Here is a 23,122-nt window from a genome sequence, read left to right as displayed (position 1 = left end):
AGTAAATATTATGACACCAAAAGACATCCTGCAACTAGAATCATCAGATATGCGCCAAGCCTATCTGTTTGAAGAGAACGGGCGCTGGTATGCTTATGAGCATTCAGCCAACCGAATCGAAAAATTTGTGAAAGGCTTTGTAGACTTCAAACACAAAGTGCAAGATGTCTGCGGTCGGATAAAAGTAGAAATCGACCTCAGTATTTTGGAAAAGTGTTCCATCACGCTGTGTGAAGATTCGCTGCTTGTACTTGATTGCCCTGCAGCATAAAAAACTGTAGAAGAGTATAAGCTTCATAACTCGTAGTAAGAAATTACACAATATATTGTTTGTTTTGTTTGTGTTCCTCAATCCACTCAGAGGCAGCTTGTGAAAGTAGCGCTGAGTGGGTGGGGATTTTTTGTGCAAAAAGAAAATGAAAGGAGAACAAATGATGATGACAAATAAAAAAATAAAGATTAATGGATGTACTCCTATAGAAGACTTGATCACCGAAGATTTTGGTGCTATAGGAACCCCCGAAAGAGATGAATTCGAGCGAGGATGCGAAGCCTTTATCATATGGGACGAAAAATAAGTTTCACGATTTGGTGATTTTGACAGGAAAACATGGAAACATAAGTTATAATTCGCGAAATGTCTTCAGATTGCATTGCCCATAAGAAAGGCTTCCAACCCGTAGAAGCCTTTTTAACTTGTCAAAGTGATAGCTTCATGTCAATGAAGCAAAAATGATAGCTATATTTACAAAGCTTGTTTTGTTTGTGAACAACAATTCACCGGAAGCATAAGTTATGATTCGCAGGAGTTCACATGATTTGCATATCTGATTATTTATTGCGTTCTTTGTATTACATAAAATGTATAACGTAAAAGATGAACGACTTCGAGGAATACATAAGACAGAGCGAACCGCATAAGCGGGAGAAAGGATACGCTTGGCAAACAGCCATTGGCCTGCAAGCTGTTGATGGTCTTAAACCTTCGGAATATTTGAAGGAAAAAGCCCGCCAACACATTGAAGGGGATATCACTATTGACGAGGTCAAACAATTAGTTGATAGTTATTACAAATCAAAGGTTGCCCGTTCATCTAGCGAAGATCGTACGGAAGAAGCCGATAAGGTCTCAGCCAGAATAACAGAGATCCTTTCGGAGAATACATTCACATTCTCACCTATCGAATACTTGGCTATTCATCGGCATTTATTTGAAGGCATATTCAGCCATGCCGGACAAATACGGGATTACAATATTACAAAGAATGAATGGGTACTGAAAGGAGCAACAGTACTTTATGCCAGTGCAGGAAGTATCCGCGAAACCTTGGAATATGATTTCTCTCAAGAAAAGATTTTTGATTATAAAAATCTGAATATAGATGAGGCCATCAGACATATTGCCCGATTCGTTTCTGGAATATGGCAAATACACGCCTTTGGTGAAGGAAATACACGCACAACAGCCGTATTCACGATCAAATATCTGCATACTTTTGGATTCAATTTCAGTAACGAGACCTTCGCCAACCATTCTTGGTACTTCCGCAATGCTCTCGTCAGAGCTAACTATAATGACCTAACCAAAGGTGTGTATGCCACGACCGAATTTTTAGAAAAATTCTTCAGAAACCTGATTCTCAACGAACAAAATGAACTTAAAAATCGAAATCTACAGATCGACGAAATCGAAAAGGAAGCCATTCAAAGTGCAAAACAGACTGATATGGATATCCCAAAGTGCAAAAATTGCACTTTAGACTGCACTTTGGAAGAGATAGCCGTACTTAACTACCTCAAAGAAAAACCAAATGCAACACAAAAAGAAATAGCACAGCACATAGGAAAATCTGAGAGAACCGTCAAATCCATGACCGTAAACTTAAGTGAAAGAGGTATTATAGAACGCAAAAACGGACGTCGTAATGGCTTTTGGGAGATCAAGAAATGAATATCTTATGTGAGTGATTCTTTGCATATCTGATTATTTATTGTGTTCTTTGTATTACATAAAATGTATAACGTAAAACATGTAATAGCCATGAAGCCTAATAATCCTTTCCTCGTATACGGTTACAATAGTCCGGATTGGTCCCAAAATTATACAAGAGTAATTGTATATTGATAACACAGGTAATTGAACAGAGGCAATCTGAAAATGAAAACTTTTCGAAACATATCTACTTTTTATCACATTATCTTTGTTTATCTCTTATAAACCTGTATATTTGGAGTATTATAACTGATACATTTATATTAATACAGAATTACTATGAGTCATACCATCTTCCTAATCATCGCCCTCGTCACTACAGGAATTTTTCTTATTCAATTCGTATTATCCATTTTCTTCGGAGACATAGATGCAGATGTGGACGTGGATGCTGATATCAGCAGCGTAGTATCTTTCAAAGGTCTCACCCACTTCGGGATCGGATTCGGATGGTATATGTACCTCGTAGGAAATGCCGATATAGCAAGTTATGCAATCGGAATTCTGGTAGGTCTGTTCTTTGTCTTTGCCGTATGGTTTCTTTATAAGAAAGCCTATCAACTGCAGCAAGTGAACCGGTCTGAAGAGACCGATCAATTGGTAGGACGGGAATGTACCATTTACTTCAAGCAAAGTGATAACAAATATACCGTACAGACAAACCGGGACGGCGCCATGCGCGAAGTGGACGTGATCTCCGAAACCGGAAAAGCATATCAGACCGGAGACAGAACAATCATCAGCAGCTACAAAGACGGAACTTTATACATTAAATAACTATTCAAATACACAATTTTATGACACAAGAAATGCTAATCATGGCTGCTATACTAGTGGCGGTCATTCTGCTTACTTTTATCGGCATCCTGTCGCGTTACCGTAAATGTAAGAGTGACGAAGTCCTCGTTGTATACGGTAAAACAGGGGGAGAAAAGAAATCAGCCAAGTTATATCACGGTGGGGCCGCTTTCGTATGGCCGATCATTCAGGGCTACGAATTCCTTTCTATGAAACCATTGCAGATAGACTGTAAACTGACAGGCGCCCTATCTGCCCAAAATATCCGTGTGGACGTACCCACTACCATCACCGTAGCTATCAGCACAGACCCGGAAGTGATGCAGAATGCTGCCGAACGTATGCTGGGACTGACAATGGATGACAAACAGAACCTGATTACGGATGTAGTATACGGTCAGATGCGTCTGGTGATTGCAGACATGACTATCGAAGAGCTGAACTCCGACCGTGATAAATTCTTGTCTAAAGTAAAAGACAACATCGACACGGAACTTCGCAAGTTCGGTTTGTATCTGATGAACATCAACATCAGTGATATCCGCGACGCTGCCAACTACATCGTCAACCTGGGTAAGGAAGCTGAAAGCAAGGCTCTGAACGAAGCACAAGCCAACATCGAAGAACAGGAAAAGCTGGGTGCTATCAAAATTGCCAATCAGATAAAGGAACGTGAAACAAAGGTTGCGGAAACCCGCAAAGATCAGGATATCGCCATCGCCGAAACTAAAAAGCAACAGGAAATCTCTGTAGCAAATGCGGATAAGGAGAGAATCTCTCAGGTAGCCTTTGCCAACGCAGAAAAAGAATCGCAAGTGGCCAAAGCGGAAGCGGAAAAGAATATCCGCATCGAGCAGGCAAACACCGAAAAGGAAAGCCGTGTCGCCGAACTGAACTCCGACATGGAAATCAAACAGGCAGAAGCTGCTAAGAAAGCGGCTATCGGACGTAATGACGCACAGAAGGAAGTGGCCTTATCAAATGCCGAATTAGCCGTCACACAGGCAAATGCCGACAAGCAAGCCGGTGAAGCCGCTGCAAAATCGGAAGCTGCCGTACAAACTGCCCGGGAAATCGCCCAAAAAGAAGTGGAAGAAGCAAAAGCGAAGAAAGTAGAATCTTCACTGAAAGCTGAAAAGATCGTTCCGGCAGAGATCGCAAGACAGGAGGCTATCCTTCAGGCAAATGCCATCGCCGAAAAGATTACCCGTGAAGCGGAAGCACGTGCAAAAGCGACTTTGGCACAAGCGGAAGCGGAAGCCAAAGCTATCCAACTGAAACTGGAAGCGGAAGCAGAAGGTAAGAAGAGGTCATTGCTCGCAGAAGCAGAAGGTTTCGAGGCTATGGTCAGAGCAGCAGAATCGAACCCTGCCATCGCCATCCAATACAAGATGGTAGACCAATGGAAGGAAATTGCCGGAGAACAAGTGAAGGCTTTCGAACACATGAACCTAGGCAATATCACCGTATTCGACGGAGGAAACGGAGGTACAAGCAATTTCCTCAGTTCACTGGTGAAAACAGTAGCCCCAAGTCTCGGTGTACTGGATAAACTGCCTATCGGCGAAACGGTAAAGGGTATCATCAACCCGGAAAGCAAAACGGAAGAGAAACCTGCCGGAAAGCCGGAGGAGAAAAAAGAAGAGAAGAAGAAATAACCAATAAATTATTTCATAGAGATTGCCTGCCTTCATTTTGAAGGTAGGCATTTTTTTATATCTTTGCGAGCAAAATATTAAAAATGAATAACCATAAACTTCACCTTCTGCCTTTATTTATATTGATTACGGGGCTTGTCACTCTCACTGCCGGCTGCAAAAAGAAAGATATGTCTCTCAAACTGAACGAACCCCGCAACATCCGTGGTGTAGTCAGTTACAAACGTTCTTTCCCGGATTTGAATGATAAACATCTCGCCGTGGCCCAAGCCGTCGGCATCTGCCCGCCGGAGGACAGGGACGCCGCCGAAAAGATGAAAGAACAGCTTATCCATATCACCGACAACCAATTTTACACAGTAGACTCTCTGACGCATTCCATCCCCTATCTGGTCCCCCGCGCCAGTGAATTGCTCGACACCATCGGCTCCAATTTTCTTGATTCACTGACAGCAAAAGGGTTGAACCCAAATCAGATTATCGTCACTTCCGTACTACGTTCGCAGAGTGACGTGAAGCGTCTCCGCCGTCGGAATGGAAATGCTTCCGCAAACTCCGCCCATTGCTATGGCGCAACCTTTGACGTCAGCTGGAAACGATTCAAAAAGGTGGAAGACGAAGACGGACGACCTCTGCAGGATGTCAATGCCGATACCTTGAAGCTCGTTCTGTCTGAAGTGTTGAGAGACTTGCGCCAAGCCGATAAATGCTACATAAAATATGAATTAAAACAGGGATGTTTCCACATCACTGCACGATGAGTATAAATTGCAATAAAATTCACCCGTAAACAGCCGAAGAATCCAAAACGTTTCACTAAATTTGCAGAAATTTTTCTTTAATACGATTCAATGATAGAGAAACTGATTGTTCTTGAGGATATTGACCCGGTTATTTTTTACGGCGTAAACAACGCCAATATACAGTTAATTAAAGCTTTATATCCGAAGCTACGCATCGTTGCCCGCGGCAATGTCATCAAAGTGCTGGGCGATGAGGAGGAAATGTGTGCCTTCGAAGAAAATATCACCAAACTCGAAAAATACTGTGCCGAATATAATTCGCTGAAAGAGGAAGTCATCATCGACATTATAAAAGGGAATGCTCCGCAAGCGGAACAGACCGGAAACGTAATTGTTTTCAGCGTTACCGGCAAGCCCATTATCCCACGAAGCGAGAACCAGCTGAAACTGGTGGAAGGCTTTGCCAAAAACGATATGGTATTCGCCATCGGCCCCGCCGGTTCGGGAAAAACATATACTGCCATAGCCCTCGCCGTCCGTGCGCTGAAAAACAAAGAGATCAAAAAGATTATCCTCAGCCGCCCCGCTGTAGAAGCCGGAGAAAAACTCGGTTTCCTGCCCGGCGATATGAAAGATAAGATCGATCCGTATCTGCAACCATTATATGATGCTCTGCAGGACATGATCCCCGCTGCCAAGTTAAAGGAATACATGGAATTGAACATTATTCAGATTGCTCCGTTAGCATTTATGCGTGGACGTACACTGAATGACGCAGTCGTAATCTTGGACGAAGCGCAGAATACCACTGTACAACAAATCAAAATGTTCCTCACCCGTATGGGTATGAATACCAAAATGATCGTTACGGGAGATATGACTCAAATTGACCTCCCCGCCTCACAAACTTCGGGACTGGTGCAAGCACTCCGCATCCTGAAAGGGGTAAAGGGAATCAGCTTTGTAGAATTGAACAAAAAAGATATTGTACGCCATAAACTAGTGGAACGCATCGTAGATGCTTACGAAAAATTCGACAAGGAGGCGAAAGCCGAAAGGGAGAAACGAAAGAATGAACAACTGGTTATCAACGGCGAACGACCGGTGAAACAGGTCAACAACTAGTCGTTTCTGTGATTTGTAACTTGTAATTTGTAATTATAATAAAACAATGAAAGCATTAACAAAAACAGATTTCAACTTTCCGGGACAAAAAAGCGTGTACCACGGAAAAGTGCGCGATGTGTACAACATCAACGGCGAAAAACTCGTCATGGTAGCAACCGACCGTATCTCGGCTTTCGATGTGGTTTTACCTGAAGGTATCCCTTACAAAGGCCAAATGCTGAATCAGATTGCAGCCAAATTCCTCGATGCCACTACTGACATCTGTCCGAACTGGAAAATGGCTACGCCGGACCCGATGGTTACTGTCGGAGTTTTGTGCGAAGGCTTTCCGGTAGAAATGATTGTACGCGGCTATCTGTGCGGTAGCGCATGGCGTACTTACAAAAGCGGCGTACGCGAAATCTGCGGTGTGAAACTGCCGGATGGTATGCGCGAAAACGAGAAATTCCCGGAACCGATCGTCACCCCGACAACGAAAGCGGAAATGGGACTGCACGACGAAGATATCTCTAAGGAAGAAATCCTGAAACAAGGACTCGCTACTCCCGAAGAATATGAGACTCTGGAGAAATATACACTGGCTCTCTTCAAACGTGGAACTGAAATCGCTGCTGAACGCGGTCTGATCCTCGTTGATACAAAATACGAATTCGGCAAGCACAACGGTACTATCTATCTGATGGACGAAATTCATACACCGGATTCAAGCCGTTACTTCTACTCTGACGGCTATCAGGAACGCTTCGAAAAAGGCGAACCTCAAAAGCAGCTTTCTAAGGAATTCGTTCGTGAATGGCTGATGGAAAATGGTTTCCAAGGCAAGGATGGTCAGAAAGTTCCTGAAATGACTCCGGCTATCGTACAGAGCATCAGCGATCGTTACATCGAATTGTTCGAGAATATCACCGGTGAGAAATTTGTGAAAGAAGATACCAGCAACATCGCTGAACGTATCGAAAAGAACGTTATGAATTTCTTGAGCAAATAAGCATGGATTACCCACAACAACATATCAAGCCTTACAACGAAGACGGTAAGAAAACCGAGCAGGTGGAACGTATGTTCGATAACATTGCGCATGCTTACGACAAACTGAATCATACCTTATCTTTAGGTATAGACCGCAGCTGGCGCCGTAAAGCTATTGCCTGGCTCCGTCCCTTCCGCCCACAGCACATCATGGATGTTGCCACCGGAACAGGAGACTTCGCCATCCTCGCTTGCCGCGAACTGAATCCTGACGAACTGATCGGAACGGATATTTCGGAAGGCATGATGAACGTGGGTCGTGAAAAAGTAAAGAAGGAAGGACTCTCGGACAAAATTTCTTTTGCCCGGGAGGACTGCACTTCTCTCTCCTTTGCCGACAATAGATTTGACGCTATCACCGTAGCATTCGGTATCCGCAATTTTGAAGACCTGGACAAAGGCCTCTCCGAAATGTGTCGTGTACTGAAACCGGGCGGACATCTGGTTATCCTGGAACTGACTACTCCGGATCGCTTCCCCATGAAGCAACTGTTCGCCATCTACTCGAAAGTAGTTATCCCATTGCTTGGCAAACTCCTCTCCAAAGACAACAGTGCCTACCATTATCTGCCGGACACTATCAAAGTATTTCCCCAAGGGGAAGTCATGAAAGGAGTCATATCGAAAACCGGATTCGGCGAAGTTCATTTCCGACGGTTGACATTTGGTATCTGCACACTTTATACAGCGACAAAATAATGAAGAATGATGAATAATTAATTTAATCCTTTCGTGTCATGGAAAAATACGGTTTAATCGGCTACCCCTTGCGACATTCGTTTTCAATCGGCTACTTTAACGAAAAGTTTAGGTCCGAAGGCATCAATGCGGAATATGTGAATTTCGAGATTCCCAATATCAATGATTTTATGGAAGTTATTGAAGAGAATCCCAACTTGTGCGGGCTCAATGTCACCATCCCCTACAAAGAGCAAGTGATTCCTTTTCTGAACGAACTCGATCGGGATACAGCTAAAATTGGCGCTGTAAACGTCATTAAGATTATCCGCCAACCGAAAGGAAAAGTAAAACTGGTCGGCTACAATTCCGACATCATCGGTTTTACACAATCTATTCAGCCGCTGCTACAACCTCAGCACAAAAAAGCACTGATCCTCGGCACCGGAGGTGCTTCCAAAGCTGTTTATCACGGACTCAAGAATCTGGGTATCGAAAGCGTGTTTGTATCGCGGACACACAAGACCGACGATATGCTGACTTACGAAGAACTGACTCCGGAAATCATGGAGGAATACACCGTAATCGTCAACTGTACTCCGGTAGGAATGTACCCCAAAGTAGATTTCTGCCCCAACATTCCTTACGAACTGCTCACTCCAAACCATTTGCTTTACGATTTGTTATATAATCCGAACGTCACTCTTTTCATGAAAAAGGGAGAAGCACAAGGTGCTGTTACGAAAAACGGTTTGGAAATGCTACTTTTACAGGCATTTGCCGCTTGGGAAATATGGCACCGATAAGATAAAGGTGCTGACAGCCGTTTTCTGATAGAGTTAAGAATATGGGCGTGATATTTTAATTGAGGGGATTTATTATGAAGAAAAGAGCAGTCTACAGCATTATTATTATCATGCTGGTACTTACCAGTTGCACAATCGGCGGGAGTTTTTATATGTTGAACTTCTCCTTGACGCCGAATGCCAAAATATTGTCTAAAGACGCCGATTCATATCCCTATATGTACAGAAACTATCCTTTCCTGCGTCCGTGGGTGGATAGCCTGAAACAAGTGAATGCTCTGAAGGATACATTCATTATCAATCCGCAAGGCATACAGTTACACGCTTTTTACATCACCGCACCTGCTCCAACCAGTAAAACGGCGGTAATCGTTCATGGATACACCGACAATGCTATCCGTATGTTCATGATCGGCTATCTGTATAATCGTGATCTGGGATATAATATCCTGCTTCCCGACTTGCAACATCAGGGAGAGAGCGAAGGACGAGCCATCCAAATGGGATGGAAAGACAGGATCGATGTTTTGCAATGGATGAACATTGCAAATGAAATCTTTGGAGACAGTACTCAAATGGTAGTACATGGTATCTCAATGGGAGGTGCCACCACAATGATGGTATCCGGCGAAAAGCAGCAACCTTATGTGAAATGTTTTGTAGAGGATTGCGGCTACACCAGTGTATGGGATGAATTTTCGCACGAACTCAAATCTTCCTTCCACCTGCCTGCTTTCCCGTTAATGTACACTACAAGCTGGTTATGCGAGAAAAAATACGGATGGAACTTCAAAGAAGCTTCCTCGCTAAAGCAGGTAGAGAAATGTGAGCTGCCCATGCTGTTTATTCATGGAGACAAAGATACATATGTCCCCACATGGATGGTTTATCCGCTCTATGAAGCAAAGCCGGAACCCAAAGAACTCTGGATCGTACCGGGAGCAGCCCATGCCCTCTCGTACAAAGAGAATAAACAGGAATACACCGACAAAGTACGGGATTTCGTCGGGCGGTATATTCATTAAACCTATTATAACAAGGAGTTTTGGAATCATAACAGAAAAAGTTTCTATATTTGCAAATGTAAAATGATTGTTATGAAATCAATATTGACGCTTATACTTGCTACTTTTCTACTGATTCCACTGCAAGCCCAAGAAAAGGTATATACGGTAGACAACTTGCCAAAAGTACATCTGCAAAATAAAATGCAGTATGTATGCAATCCGGCAGGGATACTTTCGCAAGCTGCTTGTGACACAATAGACACTATGCTCCACGCTCTGGAACAACAGACGGGGATTGAAACGGTAGTTGCCATAGTTCCTTCGATTGGTGATATGGAGTGTTTTGATTTTTGCCATCAGCTGCTCAATCAATGGGGAGTAGGCAAGAAAGGAAAAGATAACGGACTCGTTATCCTGTTAGTCACCGACCAACGCTGCATCCAGTTTTACACCGGATACGGTTTGGAAGGGGTACTTCCCGATGCAATATGCAAACGTATCCAGACTAAGTACATGATTCCATATCTGAAAGACGGCAACTGGAATGAAGGAATGGTAGCCGGAATCCGGGCGACTTGCCAGCGACTTGACGGATCAATGGAAAATGAATCGCTTTCTGAATCGAATAATGAATCGATGGATTTCATTTTCGCTGTTATCCTGTTCGCTGTAATCGGTGTAGGGATAGCGTTCTTTGCCGCAAGAAATCAGAGCCGTTGCCCCAAATGCGGGAAACATGCCCTGCAAAGAACCGGAAGCAGACTTGTATCACGTGTCAATGGGGTAAAGACGGAAGATGTCACCTATACTTGCAAGAACTGCGGAAATACAATCATACGTCGTCAGCAAAGCTACGATAGCGACTATCACAACAGAGGGGGTGGCGGAGGCGGTCCGTTCATCGGCGGATTCGGAGGCAGTGGCGGAGGCTTTAGCGGAGGCAGCTTCGGTGGAGGAATGGGAGGCGGCGGTGGAGCCGGTTCACGATTCTGATCCCTACAGATAATATTAAATAATCAAATACTCATCAAAAAGTAAGAAACATGAAAAAGTCAATTATCATCATTTTAGCCGTTGTGGCTATCCTTGTCATATGGGTAGTCAGTGTATATAACGGTCTTGTCACCATGGATGAGAATGTTAGCGGACAATGGGCCAATGTAGAAACCCAATACCAACGTCGCGCAGACCTGATACCCAATCTTGTAAACACCGTAAAGGGATATGCTTCTCATGAAAAAGAGACATTGGAAGGAGTGGTAGAAGCACGTAGCAAAGCCACACAGATCAAAGTGGATGCCGAAGGTCTGACTCCGGAAAAGCTGGCAGAATATCAAAAAGCACAGGGTGCTGTAACGTCTGCACTTGGCAAATTATTGGCTATCACAGAGAATTATCCTGACTTGAAAGCCAATCAGAATTTCCTTGAATTACAGGCACAGCTGGAAGGTACCGAAAACCGTATCAATGTAGCCCGTAAAAACTTCAATGATGCGGCACAATCGTACAACACCAATATCCGCCGTTTCCCGAAAAACATATTTGCAGGGATGTTCGGATTCGACAAGAAAGCATACTTTGAAGCGGAAGAAGGAAGCGAAAAAGCTCCGAAAGTAGAGTTCTAAAGGATGATTTCTTAAAGAACTTCCAAGCTAAAATCGGAATCGCCGTTACCTGATTTATTCAGATAACGGCGATTCCAGCTCTTAACCACCACGAAAGGACTTCCATAAAAGAGCGTTAAAAAGGAACTTTTGCTCCTGTCTCTTTAACGGTTTAACTAGTCTCTTTCCACTATCAATCAGCATAATGATTAAAATAATACGAACCATTAATTAACACTTTTATGTTTTATTCTTCTTCCGGACGAAGCTTGATAAACAAATAGTTGGCTGTACGAAAAAAAAGCAGTACTTTTGCAGCCGTATACAAAAAATAATTCTTTAACTCATGAGTAATCAACGATACATGATGCGGGGCGTAAGCGCATCAAAAGAAGATGTGCACAACGCCATCAAGAACATCGACAAAGGAATTTTCCCAAAAGCATTCTGCAAAATTATTCCCGATATACTGGGTGGGGACCCGGAATATTGCAACATCATGCACGCCGACGGCGCCGGAACCAAATCTTCCCTTGCTTATATGTACTGGAAAGAAACAGGCGATTTGTCTGTGTGGAAAGGTATTGCACAGGACGCATTGATTATGAATATCGACGACCTTCTTTGTGTAGGCGCTGTAGACAATATCCTCGTTTCTTCAACTATCGGACGCAATAAACTGTTGATTCCCGGCGAAGTAATCTCCGCTATCATCAACGGAACAGACGAATTGCTGGCTGAACTCCGTGAAATGGGTGTAGGTGTATATGCTACCGGTGGCGAGACTGCTGATGTCGGCGACTTGGTTCGTACTATTATCGTAGACTCTACCGTAACCTGCCGCATGAAACGCTCGGACGTTATTAACAATGCCAATATCCGTCCGGGAGATGTCATTGTAGGCCTTGCTTCTTACGGACAGGCTACCTATGAAAAAGAATATAACGGAGGTATGGGCAGCAACGGTCTGACAAGTGCCCGCCACGACGTTTTCGGCAAATACCTCGCAGAGAAATATCCGGAAAGCTATGATGCCGCCGTACCTGAAGAACTGGTTTACTCCGGAGGATTAAAACTGACAGATACTGTAGAGGATTCTCCAATTGACGCAGGTAAACTGGTACTCTCTCCTACCCGCACCTATGCTCCGGTAGTGAAAAAGCTACTTGACACCTTACGTCCGGAAATCCACGGTATGGTTCATTGCTCCGGTGGTGCGCAAACCAAAGTGCTGCATTTCGTAGAAAATGTCCGTGTAGTAAAAGACAATCTTTTCCCTGTTCCTCCTCTGTTCAAGACTATTCAGGAACAAAGCGGTACAGACTGGGCGGAAATGTACAAGGTATTCAATATGGGACACCGTCTTGAAGTTTACCTGTCACCGGAACATGCAGAAGAAGTGATCGCTATTTCCGAATCATTCGGCATTCCTGCACAGATAGTAGGACGTATCGAAGCGTGTGACCAGACTGAATTAATCATTAAAAGCGAGTTCGGAGAATTCAGATACTAAAGAATGGCAGATAACAGTACCATATTAGAAAAACTAGACGGACTTGTAGCCCGTTTTGAAGAAATATCTACCCTCATCACCGACCCGGCAGTAATTGCCGACCAGAAACGTTATGTCAAACTGACCAAAGAATACAAGGATCTGGATGACTTGATGAAAGCCCGCAAAGAATATATCCAACAGTTAGGCAACATCGAGGAAGCCAAAAACATCCTTTCGAATGAGTCGGACGCTGACATGCGTGAAATGGCAAAAGAGGAGATGGACAACAGTCAGGAACGTCTTCCGGCATTAGAAGAAGAAATCAAACTAATGCTCGTTCCTGCCGATCCGCAAGACAGCAAGAACGCCATCCTCGAAATCCGTGGTGGTGCAGGAGGAGACGAAGCCGCAATCTTTGCCGGCGACCTTTTCCGTATGTATGCCAAGTTCTGTGAAACCAAAGGCTGGAAAATGGAAGTATCCAATGCAAATGAAGGAACAGCCGGAGGATACAAAGAAATTGTTTGCAGCGTCACAGGAGATAATGTCTACGGAATATTGAAATATGAATCGGGTGTACACCGCGTACAACGTGTTCCTGCCACAGAGACACAAGGACGTGTGCATACTTCCGCCGCTTCGGTGGCCGTACTCCCCGAAGCCGAAGAATTTGACGTAGTCATCAATGAAGGAGAAATCAAATGGGATACCTTCCGAAGTGGCGGTGCAGGCGGACAGAACGTTAATAAGGTAGAATCCGGTGTACGCTTGCGTTATATCTGGAAGAACCCGAATACAGGCGTTGCAGAAGAAATCCTGATTGAATGTACAGAAACCCGTGACCAACCGAAGAACAAGGAACGCGCCCTGGCACGACTCCGTACCTTTATCTACGACAAGGAACATCAGAAGTACATAGACGACATAGCTTCCAAACGTAAGACAATGGTATCTACCGGCGACCGCTCGGCTAAAATCCGGACATACAACTACCCTCAAGGACGTATCACCGATCATCGTATCAACTATACCATCTATAATCTTGCCGCTTTTATGGACGGAGATATTCAAGATTGTATCGATCACCTGATCGTGGCAGAAAATGCGGAACGCCTGAAAGAAAGTGAACTCTAAAAATTATAGTATAGACATGAATAAACAACAGCTATTTGAAAACATAAAACGCAAGAAATCATTCCTTTGCGTAGGGCTTGATACCGACATCAAGAAGATTCCCGAACACCTGTTGAAAGAAGAAGATCCGATCTTCGCATTCAACAAAGCGATTATCGACGCAACAGCCGATCTGTGTATCGCTTACAAACCTAATCTCGCTTTTTACGAAAGTATGGGCGTGAAGGGCTGGATCGCATTTGAGAAAACAGTAAAATACATCAAGGAAAACTATCCCGACCAGTTTATTATTGCCGACGCCAAACGTGGCGACATCGGAAACACTTCTGCCATGTATGCCCGTACTTTCTTCGAAGAGCTGGAGATAGATTCCGTCACTGTAGCTCCTTATATGGGTGAAGACAGCGTAACTCCGTTCCTTACTTACGAAGGCAAATGGGTGATCTTACTGGCACTGACTTCTAATAAAGGTTCCCACGACTTCCAGTTGACAGAAGATGCAAACGGCGAACGTCTTTTCGAAAAAGTACTACGCAAATCGCAGGAATGGGCAAATGACGAACGTATGATGTACGTAGTCGGCGCTACTCAAGGACGTGCTTTTGAAGATATTCGTAAGATTGTTCCCAACCACTTCCTGCTCGTTCCCGGTGTCGGAGCGCAAGGCGGTTCGCTCGAAGAAGTTTGCAAATATGGAATGAACAGTACCTGTGGCCTGATTGTTAACTCTTCCCGTGGAATCATCTACGTTGATAAAACAGAAAAGTTTGCCGAAGCTGCAAGGCTTGCCGCCCAAGAAGTACAGGTGCAAATGGCAGAGCAACTGAAAGCGATTCTTTAAAGAGAAGGAATGCCTTACGAAAGAAAGATAATCAACGATCCGGTATTCGGATTCATTAATATCCCAAAGGGGTTACTGTACGATATTGTACGGCATCCCCTTTTGCAGCGTCTTACCCGCATCAAGCAAGTAGGACTCTCGTCAGTAGTATACCCCGGCGCACAACATACTCGTTTCCAGCACTCACTAGGTGCGTTCTATCTGATGAGCGAAGCTATCACCCAACTGACCTCCAAAGGTAACTTTATATTTGACAGCGAAGCTGAAGCCGTACAAGCGGCTATCTTACTGCATGACATCGGACATGGTCCTTTTTCGCATGTGCTTGAAGATACGATTGTACAAGGAGTTTCTCACGAAGAAATCTCCCTTATGCTGATGGAACGAATGAATAAAGAAATGAACGGGCAACTTAGTCTTGCCATACAGATCTTTAAGGACGAATATCCGAAACGGTTTCTGCATCAGCTCGTCAGTGGTCAATTGGATATGGACCGCCTCGATTATCTTCGTCGTGACAGTTTCTATACCGGTGTTACAGAAGGGAATATCGGTTCTGCCCGCATCATCAAGATGCTTGATGTGGCCGACGACCGTCTCGTAATTGAATCCAAAGGTATCTACTCTATCGAAAATTTCCTGACAGCACGTCGCCTCATGTATTGGCAGGTATATTTGCACAAGACATCGGTAGCCTATGAACGAATGCTTATCAGCACGTTGCTTCGTGCCAAAGAACTAGCATCACAGGGAGTAGAACTGTTTGCTTCGCCGGCCTTACATTTCTTTCTATATAATGACATTAATCATACGGAGTTCCATAACAATCCCGATTGTCTGGAAAATTTCATCCAATTGGATGACAATGATATCTGGACTGCCTTGAAAGTATGGAGCAACCATCCGGATAAAGTTCTTTCCACACTTAGTCTGGGCATGATTAACCGAAATATCTTTAAAGTGGAAAATTCTGCCGAACCTATTGGTGAGGACAGAATAAAAGAGTTAACTTTGCAAATCAGCCAGCAACTAGGCATAACCCTTTCCGAAGCGAACTATTTTGTCTCTACCCCCAGCATCGAAAAGAATATGTACGACCCGGCAGATGACAGTATTGATATTATCTACAAAGACGGCACTATCAAAAATATTGCCGAAGCATCGGACATGCTAAACATCTCATTATTGTCCAAAAAGGTAAAGAAATACTATCTCTGCTACCAGCGATTGCATAGATAAGTATAAAATATTCATTCAATAACACGGAAATCTGAAAAAAAAATCCGTTATTTGTGAACTAATTTAATTTAAAATAAAGACATGGAGTTCTCGGCTAAGCAAATTGCAGCATTTATCCAAGGGGAAATCATTGGAGATGAAAACGCAACGGTACACACATTCGCTAAAATAGAAGAGGGAATGCCCGGAGCTATTTCTTTCCTGTCGAACCCTAAATATACGCCTTATATCTACGAGACACAATCAAGCATTGTATTAGTTAATAAAGATTTTGTCCCTGAACATGAGATTCGGGCTACTCTGATCAAAGTAGACAATGCTTATGAAAGCCTGGCGAAGCTGCTTAACCTCTATGAAATGAGTAAACCAAAGAAGCAAGGTATCGATTCACTGGCTTATATTGCCCCCAGCGCCAAAATTGGCGAGAACGTATACATCGGTGCCTTTGCCTATATCGGCGAAAACGCCGTTATCGGAGATAATACTCAAATTTACCCGCATACTTTCGTTGGAGACGGTGTGAAGATAGGCAATGGTTGTCTTCTTTACTCAAATGTAAATGTTTATCATGACTGCCGTATCGGTAATGAATGTATCCTTCACTCAGGTGCAGTGATCGGAGCCGATGGATTCGGTTTCGCTCCCACCCCGAACGGATACGATAAGATTCCACAAATCGGAATTGTGATCCTGGAAGACAAAGTAGATATAGGTGCCAATACCTGTGTAGACCGTGCTACAATGGGAGCTACCATCATACATAGTGGCGCTAAAATTGATAATCTTGTGCAGATTGCGCACAACGATGAAATTGGCTCACACACAGTTATGGCGGCTCAAGTTGGCATAGCAGGCTCTGCCAAAATCGGAGAATGGTGTATGTTTGGCGGTCAGGTAGGTATTGCCGGACATATCACAATCGGCGACCGGGTAAATCTGGGAGCACAATCAGGTATACCAAGCAGCATCAAAGCAGACAGCGTACTGATCGGGACTCCTCCTATGGAACCGAAAGCTTACTTCAAGGCTGCCGTTGTGACTAAGAATTTGCCGGATATGCAAAAAGAAATACGCAATCTGCGTAAAGAAGTAGAAGAATTAAAACAACTATTAAATAAGTAAATAAGTAACCAATGCTGAAACAAAAAACGCTGAAAGATAGCTTTTCACTGAGCGGGAAAGGTCTTCACACTGGACTTGATCTCACTGTAACTTTTAATCCTGCCCCGGACAATCATGGATATAAAATCCAGCGTATTGACCTGGAAGGACAACCAACTATCGATGCAGTAGCCGACAATGTGACGGAAACAACCCGTGGCACAGTATTGTCAAAGAATGGAGTCAAAGTAAGTACCGTAGAGCATGGTATGGCAGCCCTTTATGCATTGGGCATTGATAACTGCCTTATCCAGGTTAATGGTCCGGAATTTCCGATTTTGGACGGTAGTGCACAATATTATGTACAAGAAATAGAACGTGTAGGAACAGAAGAACAAAGTGCTGTCAAGGATTTTTATATCATCAAATCTAAAATTGAATTCCGGGACGAATCAACTGGTTCTTCTATCATCGTGCTACCGGACGAGAATTTTAGTCTGAATGTACTCGTTTCCTACGATTCAACCATTATCCCGAATCAGTTTGCAACACTTGAAGATATGCACAATTTCAAAGACGAAGTGGCTGCCAGCCGTACTTTCGTCTTTGTTCGTGAAATAGAGCCGCTTCTCTCCGCCGGCCTCATCAAAGGTGGTGACCTCGACAACGCAATCGTTATTTACGAACGCAAAATGTCACAGGAAAGCTATGACAAACTGGCTGATGTAATGGGTGTTCCTCACATGGATGCGGATCAGTTGGGGTACATCAATCACAAACCACTGGTTTGGCCGAATGAGTGTGCCCGTCACAAACTGCTGGACGTTATCGGTGATCTTGCATTGATTGGTAAACCGATTAAAGGTCGCATCATTGCTACCCGCCCCGGTCACACCATCAACAATAAGTTTGCGCGTCAGATGCGGAAAGAAATTCGCCTGCATGAAATACAGGCACCGACATACGACTGTAACCGCGAACCGGTGATGGACGTAAATCGTATCCGTGAGCTATTACCCCACCGTTATCCTTTCCAATTGGTAGACAAGGTAATTGAGATGGGTGCCAGCTATATCGTAGGTATCAAAAATATCACAGCAAACGAACCTTTCTTCCAGGGACATTTCCCACAGGAACCAGTGATGCCGGGCGTACTTCAAATAGAAGCAATGGCTCAGGTAGGCGGTTTGCTCGTTCTTAATTCTGTTGACGAACCGGAACGTTATTCTACCTATTTCATGAAGATAGATGGCGTAAAGTTCCGCCAGAAAGTAGTACCGGGAGATACACTGCTTTTCCGTGTAGAATTATTAGCCCCGATCCGTCGTGGCATCTCCACAATGAAAGGTTATGCATTCGTTGGCGAAAAAGTCGTTTGCGAAGCAGAATTCATGGCACAAATAGTAAAAAATAAATAAAACCAAAAACATGGTAAGTCCTCTAGCGTATATTCATCCCGAAGCTAAAATCGGAGAAAATGTAGAAATTGCGCCTTTTGTATTTATTGATAAAAACGTAGTTATTGGCGATAACAACAAGATTATGGCTAATGTGAACATCTTGTATGGTTCACGCATTGGTAATGGAAATACGATCTTTCCGGGTGCTGTTATCGGAGCAGTTCCACAGGACCTCAAGTTTCGTGGAGAAGAATCAACTGCTGAGATCGGAGACAATAATCTGATTCGTGAGAATGTTACAGTCAACCGTGGTACGGCAGCTAAAGGGCGTACCATTGTAGGAAGCAACAACTTATTAATGGAAGGGGTGCATGTAGCACACGATGCACTGATCGGTAACGGATGTATCATCGGCAACTCTACCAAGATGGCAGGTGAAATCGTTATTGACGACAATGCTATTATCAGTGCCAATGTATTGATGCATCAGTTCTGCCATGTAGGCAGCCATGTAATGATTCAGGGCGGATGCCGCTTCAGTAAAGATATCCCTCCTTATATCATTGCAGGACGTGAGCCCATAGCTTTCAGCGGTATCAACATTATCGGCCTTCGTCGCCGTGGTTTTGCCAATGAAGTGATCGAAAGTATTCATAACGCTTACCGTATCATTTACCAAAGCGGCTTGAATACGACAGATGCATTGAAGAAAATTGAAGATGAAGTTGAGAAGAGTCCGGAGATTGACTACATCATCAATTTCATCCGTAATTCAGAACGTGGTATTATTAAATAAACAGTTCAAAATAGTCATATTATGATATACAGATTTACTATCATATCTGATGAAGTTGACGATTTTGTCAGAGAAATACAAATTGATCCGGAAGCTACATTTCTTGACTTCCATGAAGCAATACTGAAATCAGTAGGGTACACAAACGACCAGATGACCTCCTTCTTTATCTGTGATGATGATTGGGAAAAAGAAAAAGAAGTCACTTTGGAAGAAATGGACGACAATCCGGAAATGGATAGTTGGGTAATGAAAGAGACTACTATCAGCGAACTGGTAGAAGATGAAAAGCAAAAATTGTTGTATGTATTCGACTACATGACAGAGCGTTGCTTCTTCATCGAATTGTCTGAAATCATCACCGGAAAAGATATGAATGGTGCCAAATGTACCAAGAAATCGGGTGATGCTCCGCCACAAACTGTAGATTTTGAAGAAATGGCTGCTGCAAGCGGTTCACTCGACCTGGACGAAAATTTCTATGGTGATCAGGACTTTGATATGGAAGATTTTGATCAGGAAGGCTTCGACATAGGTGGTAACGCGGGTGGCTCTTATGAAGAAGAGAAGTTTTAAGTATTAAGTATCAAGTATTAGGTATTAATTGCTATGCAGTGACAAGCAGTTAATACCTAATATTTTTATCCCCGACACTTTAATACTTAACACCTAATACTTAATACTTTAAAATCCATGCCCACTCTCATTGTTTTAATCGGACCTACAGGAGTAGGAAAAACAGAATTAAGCCTGCGACTGGCGGAGAACTTTCACACCAGCATTGTCTCCGCTGATTCGAGACAACTTTATGCTGAATTAAAAATAGGAACGGCGGCTCCTACCCCGGATCAATTAAAACGTGTGCCTCACTATCTGGTAGGCACTCTTCATCTTACCGATTATTACAGCGCCGCTCAATATGAGCAGGAAGCGATGGAAATCCTCCATCAATTATTCACAGAACATGAGGTAGTAGTACTTACTGGTGGATCAATGATGTATGTAGATGCCATCTGCAAGGGGATTGACGACATCCCTACCGTTGATGCTGAAACACGTCAGGTGATGCTGCAAAAGTATGAGGAAGAAGGATTGGAGCAACTTTGTGCAGAGCTCCGTTTATTAGATCCGGACTACTATCGCATCGTAGACCTGAAAAACCCAAAACGGGTGATTCATGCATTGGAAATCTGTTACATGACCGGAAAGACATATACATCTTTCCGCACCCAACAGAAAAAGGAACGCCCTTTCCGCATTCTTAAGATCGGATTAACCCGTGACAGAGAAGAACTGTATGACCGCATTAATCGTCGTGTAGACCAAATGATGGAGGAAGGATTACTGGACGAAGTACGTTCCGTACTCTCCTACCGGCATCTAAACTCTCTTAATACCGTAGGTTACAAAGAACTGTTCAAATATCTGGACGGAGAATGGGAACTCCCTTTCGCTATCGAAAAGATCAAGCAAAATTCACGCATTTATTCACGCAAACAGATGACATGGTTCAAAAGGGATGAAGAAATACGCTGGTTCCATCCGGAACAAGAAACGGAGATACTTGAGTACCTCCGTCTACAAAATCTGACTCATTTACCCAGTTTGGATACCTTCTGATAAACTTCCCGATAGACATTATTGCCCAACCGGAACAGAAGCGTCATTTTCTTTCCGTCAATCCGGTAAGATATAGGAACGATAGCATTTGCCGATCTGCCATGTTCATTACGCAGTTTCTCGCAGTAAAGGCCTTTTGCAATGATGCTGTACTCCCCCGAACGGGTAATTTTGTACGGGCAAAATACATCGTCCGAACTGCGGCTGCCTGAACTCACGTCTACAGCATCTTTGATATACGCATCCACATTGAAATAATTGCCATCTTTATCAAGTACCTTATATCTGACCACTTGCGAAGAGCCTTCACTCTGAACAAGTTTCCAGATTCCTTTTAAGTTTTGACTCATACAAAGTGCAGGTACAAGAAAAAGAAATGAAACAGCTAGTAAAATCTTACAAAATTGTTTTTTCATAATAATAAAATTTTAAGTTCAACAAATAGTTAATAATAGTGTATATCGCTTTTATTCCATATTTTTATTTCAACAGGATATAACTGCTCATTTTTAATCAAATAATGTATCCTCTCATTTATCTTTCAAAACTACTTTAAGCATAGGTTTTACTTTCACTTCAGCAACAGACTTATTGACATCAGCAATCCGAAGTATCCCATTTTTAGGCGCTTTCAAATTAAAACGACCATCTGCGTCAGCTACAGTATAATCATTTGTTCCTTTTACTAACACAGTAGCCGCAATCGTTTTTCCTTCTTCATCAGTCACAACTCCAGTTACAGAAATCCAATCAGAACGATATTTATCGGTTTCCAATCTTACAATCTTTGTTCCATCCATTTCATTTACAGACACCGATCTTATATTTTTGGTAGACATACCTTTCAATTTAGACTTCTTAATCTTTTCATCGTCTATACAATAAATAATTTCTCCTTCTACATCTTTTGCCATGCTTTCTGCCAATTCCAAAGCATCTGCATAAGGCTTTTTCGGATTAGCTTTATTAAACTCATATTCCGCATCTGTAAACAAAGTGATAATCAGCACTCCATTTTTCCCTCTTTCCCCATAAATATCCGTAGCTGATTTATCTTTCAATATAGTAAAGTTTTTAATACGATCAGGAGCAAGTTTGGAAATAGCATCTTCTTCCAATGCTTCTTTACCGTCAATAATAACCAAAGGCTTTTTTTTAGCTTGAGCAACATGCCATTCCTCATCATGAGATCCCCCCATATAAAAGTGTGATTTTTTAGGTGATTCGCTCTCAGTCCTTACCTTTGCAGGTTTTGGAAATTTTTGTTTATTCTGATATTCTTCTTCCGTCAACAAATCAACTAAAACTACTCCATCTTTCCCCCTCTCTCCATAAACCTCTACAGCTGCTTTGTCTTTCATTACAGATATACTTTTAATACGTTCCGGAGAGACACTGGATAAAGCTTCTTCGCCAACGGCTTCTTTGCCATCTATATAAACTAACGGCTTCTTACCACTTACTGAATGAAACGTTACACCCCAATTCTTACTTCCACGATTGAGAGCATCTAATCTCGTTTTTGAAATAGCATCAATCTTGTACTTATTCTGCAATATTTGTTCTGCGGTTGAATGTAACTGAATAACCATAGCCCCGTTTTTCGCTTTATCTCCATAAATATCTGTAGCCTCTTTTCCATCTAATATAGAAATACTTTCAATACGACTTGGATCTAAAGCATCTACCACAGTACGAGAAGATTCTTTACCATCAATGATCACCAATACATCTTTATCTCGCAAATCCACCGTAGATATCCCCCCAATATGGGTACCCATAAGTTTCGATTTATCTACAGATGTATTCATTCCCGGCTTTATTTTTGCTTGAGTTTTGGTTATTTTAAAATGATTATCTTCATCCGGCAGTAGTTTAGTAGCCAACACCCCATTCTTTCCTTTTTCTCCATAAATAGATATTGTTCCCTTCTCCTTCAATATTGAATCACCCGTGACTACCAACTTTTTCAGTGAATCTCCAGAAGTAATATTCGACACATCTTTGGTGATTTCTTCCACTTTTGCTTCTACAATTGCAGCCAAATCATTA

23 protein-coding genes and 1 pseudogene are annotated in these 23,122 nt (G+C 42.9%); 22 read left to right on the top strand and 2 right to left on the bottom strand.

Annotation, left to right across the window (positions count from 1 at the left end):
• Positions 1-10 precede the first annotated feature (10 nt).
• The 22 genes from KTR07_RS24410 to miaA all read left to right on the top strand — a co-directional run bounded on the left by KTR07_RS24410 (position 11) and on the right by miaA (position 21,070).
• Positions 11-271 carry a hypothetical protein gene (locus KTR07_RS24410; protein WP_008764427.1) on the top strand — a complete coding sequence of 87 codons (261 nt, stop codon included), beginning with the start codon at positions 11-13 and terminating at the stop codon, positions 269-271.
• 145 nt (positions 272-416) lie between these two features.
• Positions 417-578 (top strand): hypothetical protein, encoded by a 162-nt coding sequence (locus tag KTR07_RS24405; protein ID WP_162303118.1) that lies wholly within the window; start codon positions 417-419, stop codon positions 576-578.
• Between the two features lie 299 nt (positions 579-877).
• The gene (locus KTR07_RS24400) at positions 878-1,951 is read left to right on the top strand and encodes a Fic family protein (protein ID WP_008759897.1); all 1,074 of its coding nucleotides are present in this window, start codon (positions 878-880) and stop codon (positions 1,949-1,951) included.
• Between the two features lie 321 nt (positions 1,952-2,272).
• Positions 2,273-2,770 (top strand): hypothetical protein, encoded by a 498-nt coding sequence (locus KTR07_RS24395; protein ID WP_008764425.1) that lies wholly within the window; start codon positions 2,273-2,275, stop codon positions 2,768-2,770.
• 20 nt (positions 2,771-2,790) lie between these two features.
• Positions 2,791-4,449, top strand: coding sequence for a flotillin family protein (locus KTR07_RS24390; RefSeq protein WP_008764424.1), 1,659 nt, complete (start codon positions 2,791-2,793; stop codon positions 4,447-4,449).
• An 83-nt stretch (positions 4,450-4,532) separates the two neighbouring features.
• Positions 4,533-5,210 (top strand): DUF5715 family protein, encoded by a 678-nt coding sequence (locus tag KTR07_RS24385; protein WP_008759894.1) that lies wholly within the window; start codon positions 4,533-4,535, stop codon positions 5,208-5,210.
• A 90-nt stretch (positions 5,211-5,300) separates the two neighbouring features.
• Entirely contained in the window at positions 5,301-6,317 is a 1,017-nt protein-coding gene (locus tag KTR07_RS24380) for a PhoH family protein (RefSeq protein ID WP_008764423.1), read from the top strand.
• Positions 6,318-6,363: 46 nt separating this feature from the next.
• The gene (locus tag KTR07_RS24375; protein ID WP_008759891.1) at positions 6,364-7,308 is read left to right on the top strand and encodes a phosphoribosylaminoimidazolesuccinocarboxamide synthase; all 945 of its coding nucleotides are present in this window, start codon (positions 6,364-6,366) and stop codon (positions 7,306-7,308) included.
• A 2-nt stretch (positions 7,309-7,310) separates the two neighbouring features.
• Positions 7,311-8,048, top strand: a complete 738-nt coding sequence (ubiE, locus tag KTR07_RS24370) for a bifunctional demethylmenaquinone methyltransferase/2-methoxy-6-polyprenyl-1,4-benzoquinol methylase UbiE (protein WP_008764422.1) — start codon at positions 7,311-7,313, stop codon at positions 8,046-8,048.
• A gap of 38 nt (positions 8,049-8,086) precedes the next feature.
• Positions 8,087-8,833 (top strand): shikimate dehydrogenase, encoded by a 747-nt coding sequence (locus tag KTR07_RS24365; protein WP_008759889.1) that lies wholly within the window; start codon positions 8,087-8,089, stop codon positions 8,831-8,833.
• A gap of 74 nt (positions 8,834-8,907) precedes the next feature.
• Positions 8,908-9,858, top strand: coding sequence for an alpha/beta hydrolase (locus tag KTR07_RS24360; protein ID WP_008764421.1), 951 nt, complete (start codon positions 8,908-8,910; stop codon positions 9,856-9,858).
• A 72-nt stretch (positions 9,859-9,930) separates the two neighbouring features.
• Entirely contained in the window at positions 9,931-10,833 is a 903-nt protein-coding gene (locus tag KTR07_RS24355; protein ID WP_008764420.1) for a YgcG family protein, read from the top strand.
• Between the two features lie 50 nt (positions 10,834-10,883).
• Positions 10,884-11,465, top strand: a complete 582-nt coding sequence (locus KTR07_RS24350) for a LemA family protein (RefSeq protein ID WP_008764419.1) — start codon at positions 10,884-10,886, stop codon at positions 11,463-11,465.
• A gap of 325 nt (positions 11,466-11,790) precedes the next feature.
• On the top strand, positions 11,791-12,957 hold the full coding sequence (locus KTR07_RS24345) for an AIR synthase related protein (RefSeq protein WP_008764417.1): 1,167 nt from the start codon (positions 11,791-11,793) through the stop codon (positions 12,955-12,957).
• A 3-nt stretch (positions 12,958-12,960) separates the two neighbouring features.
• Entirely contained in the window at positions 12,961-14,073 is a 1,113-nt protein-coding gene (gene prfA / locus KTR07_RS24340; RefSeq protein ID WP_217315523.1) for a peptide chain release factor 1, read from the top strand.
• A 16-nt stretch (positions 14,074-14,089) separates the two neighbouring features.
• A complete protein-coding gene (gene pyrF / locus KTR07_RS24335) occupies positions 14,090-14,914 on the top strand; it encodes an orotidine-5'-phosphate decarboxylase (protein ID WP_008759883.1) in 825 nt (274 codons plus the stop codon).
• Positions 14,915-14,923: 9 nt separating this feature from the next.
• Entirely contained in the window at positions 14,924-16,153 is a 1,230-nt protein-coding gene (locus tag KTR07_RS24330; RefSeq protein ID WP_008759882.1) for an HD domain-containing protein, read from the top strand.
• Positions 16,154-16,234: 81 nt separating this feature from the next.
• The gene (lpxD, locus tag KTR07_RS24325; protein ID WP_008764416.1) at positions 16,235-17,275 is read left to right on the top strand and encodes a UDP-3-O-(3-hydroxymyristoyl)glucosamine N-acyltransferase; all 1,041 of its coding nucleotides are present in this window, start codon (positions 16,235-16,237) and stop codon (positions 17,273-17,275) included.
• 11 nt (positions 17,276-17,286) lie between these two features.
• Entirely contained in the window at positions 17,287-18,672 is a 1,386-nt protein-coding gene (locus tag KTR07_RS24320) for a bifunctional UDP-3-O-[3-hydroxymyristoyl] N-acetylglucosamine deacetylase/3-hydroxyacyl-ACP dehydratase (RefSeq protein WP_008759880.1), read from the top strand.
• 10 nt (positions 18,673-18,682) lie between these two features.
• A complete protein-coding gene (gene lpxA / locus KTR07_RS24315) occupies positions 18,683-19,450 on the top strand; it encodes an acyl-ACP--UDP-N-acetylglucosamine O-acyltransferase (RefSeq protein WP_008764415.1) in 768 nt (255 codons plus the stop codon).
• A 21-nt stretch (positions 19,451-19,471) separates the two neighbouring features.
• The gene (locus KTR07_RS24310) at positions 19,472-20,026 is read left to right on the top strand and encodes a hypothetical protein (protein WP_008759878.1); all 555 of its coding nucleotides are present in this window, start codon (positions 19,472-19,474) and stop codon (positions 20,024-20,026) included.
• A 117-nt stretch (positions 20,027-20,143) separates the two neighbouring features.
• Complete coding sequence (gene miaA / locus KTR07_RS24305; RefSeq protein ID WP_008759877.1) at positions 20,144-21,070, top strand: tRNA (adenosine(37)-N6)-dimethylallyltransferase MiaA; 927 nt, start codon at positions 20,144-20,146, stop codon at positions 21,068-21,070.
• Here the strand turns inward: miaA and KTR07_RS24300 are convergent.
• The gene (locus KTR07_RS24300) at positions 21,043-21,486 is read right to left on the bottom strand and encodes a hypothetical protein (RefSeq protein WP_008764413.1); all 444 of its coding nucleotides are present in this window, start codon (positions 21,484-21,486) and stop codon (positions 21,043-21,045) included. The genes miaA and KTR07_RS24300 overlap by 28 nt on opposite strands.
• Before the next feature lie 114 nt (positions 21,487-21,600).
• Positions 21,601-23,122, bottom strand: a pseudogene (locus KTR07_RS24295) (TonB-dependent receptor plug domain-containing protein); the annotation flags it as partial.

It is taken from the genome of Bacteroides sp. MSK.20.82 (genome assembly GCF_019052485.1).
In the GTDB taxonomy this organism is placed as follows: domain Bacteria; phylum Bacteroidota; class Bacteroidia; order Bacteroidales; family Bacteroidaceae; genus Bacteroides; species Bacteroides thetaiotaomicron.
The sequence above is the reverse complement of the archived record's forward strand: the minus strand, read 5'-3'. Positions and strand labels throughout refer to the sequence as shown.

Excerpts from the sequence above, each read along its gene's own strand:
- KTR07_RS24410 (WP_008764427.1), top strand. The coding sequence starts at position 11 with ATGACACCAAAAGACATCCTGCAACTAGAATCATCAGATATGCGCCAA.
- KTR07_RS24405 (WP_162303118.1), top strand. The coding sequence starts at position 417 with ATGAAAGGAGAACAAATGATGATGACAAATAAAAAAATAAAGATTAAT.
- KTR07_RS24400 (WP_008759897.1), top strand. The coding sequence starts at position 878 with ATGAACGACTTCGAGGAATACATAAGACAGAGCGAACCGCATAAGCGG.
- KTR07_RS24395 (WP_008764425.1), top strand. The coding sequence starts at position 2,273 with ATGAGTCATACCATCTTCCTAATCATCGCCCTCGTCACTACAGGAATT.
- KTR07_RS24390 (WP_008764424.1), top strand. The coding sequence starts at position 2,791 with ATGACACAAGAAATGCTAATCATGGCTGCTATACTAGTGGCGGTCATT.
- KTR07_RS24385 (WP_008759894.1), top strand. The coding sequence starts at position 4,533 with ATGAATAACCATAAACTTCACCTTCTGCCTTTATTTATATTGATTACG.
- KTR07_RS24380 (WP_008764423.1), top strand. The coding sequence starts at position 5,301 with ATGATAGAGAAACTGATTGTTCTTGAGGATATTGACCCGGTTATTTTT.
- KTR07_RS24375 (WP_008759891.1), top strand. The coding sequence starts at position 6,364 with ATGAAAGCATTAACAAAAACAGATTTCAACTTTCCGGGACAAAAAAGC.
- ubiE (WP_008764422.1), top strand. The coding sequence starts at position 7,311 with ATGGATTACCCACAACAACATATCAAGCCTTACAACGAAGACGGTAAG.
- KTR07_RS24365 (WP_008759889.1), top strand. The coding sequence starts at position 8,087 with ATGGAAAAATACGGTTTAATCGGCTACCCCTTGCGACATTCGTTTTCA.
- KTR07_RS24360 (WP_008764421.1), top strand. The coding sequence starts at position 8,908 with ATGAAGAAAAGAGCAGTCTACAGCATTATTATTATCATGCTGGTACTT.
- KTR07_RS24355 (WP_008764420.1), top strand. The coding sequence starts at position 9,931 with ATGAAATCAATATTGACGCTTATACTTGCTACTTTTCTACTGATTCCA.
- KTR07_RS24350 (WP_008764419.1), top strand. The coding sequence starts at position 10,884 with ATGAAAAAGTCAATTATCATCATTTTAGCCGTTGTGGCTATCCTTGTC.
- KTR07_RS24345 (WP_008764417.1), top strand. The coding sequence starts at position 11,791 with ATGAGTAATCAACGATACATGATGCGGGGCGTAAGCGCATCAAAAGAA.
- prfA (WP_217315523.1), top strand. The coding sequence starts at position 12,961 with ATGGCAGATAACAGTACCATATTAGAAAAACTAGACGGACTTGTAGCC.
- pyrF (WP_008759883.1), top strand. The coding sequence starts at position 14,090 with ATGAATAAACAACAGCTATTTGAAAACATAAAACGCAAGAAATCATTC.
- KTR07_RS24330 (WP_008759882.1), top strand. The coding sequence starts at position 14,924 with ATGCCTTACGAAAGAAAGATAATCAACGATCCGGTATTCGGATTCATT.
- lpxD (WP_008764416.1), top strand. The coding sequence starts at position 16,235 with ATGGAGTTCTCGGCTAAGCAAATTGCAGCATTTATCCAAGGGGAAATC.
- KTR07_RS24320 (WP_008759880.1), top strand. The coding sequence starts at position 17,287 with ATGCTGAAACAAAAAACGCTGAAAGATAGCTTTTCACTGAGCGGGAAA.
- lpxA (WP_008764415.1), top strand. The coding sequence starts at position 18,683 with ATGGTAAGTCCTCTAGCGTATATTCATCCCGAAGCTAAAATCGGAGAA.
- KTR07_RS24310 (WP_008759878.1), top strand. The coding sequence starts at position 19,472 with ATGATATACAGATTTACTATCATATCTGATGAAGTTGACGATTTTGTC.
- miaA (WP_008759877.1), top strand. The coding sequence starts at position 20,144 with ATGCCCACTCTCATTGTTTTAATCGGACCTACAGGAGTAGGAAAAACA.
- KTR07_RS24300 (WP_008764413.1), bottom strand. The coding sequence starts at position 21,486 with ATGAAAAAACAATTTTGTAAGATTTTACTAGCTGTTTCATTTCTTTTT.